This is a genomic window from Oleiphilus sp. HI0123 (assembly GCF_001635315.1).
In genome coordinates this window covers 1-500 of the sequence record NZ_LWGE01000017.1, presented here as the reverse complement: position 1 = coordinate 500, position 500 = coordinate 1, and the positions used below count along the sequence as shown (strand labels likewise).

The 500-nt window shown below is 41.4% G+C and carries 2 protein-coding genes; both read left to right on the top strand.

Annotation, left to right across the window (positions count from 1 at the left end; all coding sequences use genetic code 11):
• The coding region (locus A3761_RS28280; RefSeq protein WP_231881092.1) for a hypothetical protein at positions 1-214 on the top strand (214 nt) is incomplete at its 5' end.
• 100 nt (positions 215-314) lie between these two features.
• Positions 315-500: hypothetical protein (locus A3761_RS00225; protein WP_156491446.1), on the top strand; the 186-nt coding region annotated here is incomplete at its 3' end.

Genomic DNA, 500 nt, shown 5'->3' with positions numbered 1-500 from the left:
CGATAATTCCTACGGCTCATCAAACTTAGGGGAAGTGACCCACTACTGGTATAAAGATGGTGTGACAATTAAATTAGAACGTGGATGGCCTAATCTGAATTTGTGGCTTTCTTATAACGTATCTGATTTCAAATACAAGATGGACGCGGAAATCGCAGCAGTAAAAAAAGCCAAAAAGATGAAGAAGTATGAAGGTTCTAGTTCCGCATTCTGACCTAGACAAAGCTAACAAAGCGCTGCTAGGGACAAACCTACGCTGCGCTACGGTTTGCCCCAGAGCGCGGCGTTAAGTCTCATAAAGGAAGGTTACTTTAGTGATAAGGATTTTAATATTATTTACCGCACTGATCGTATGCAGCGCAGCTAAAGCCGAAATGTCGGGCTTTGCGCCTCTTGATTTTTTACCTGATGTCGATAGAAATGGTATACGTGATGACATTGATAAACAAATAATTGATCTATATGAAAATGATAAACGCCGCATACACTTGGCTAGTCGC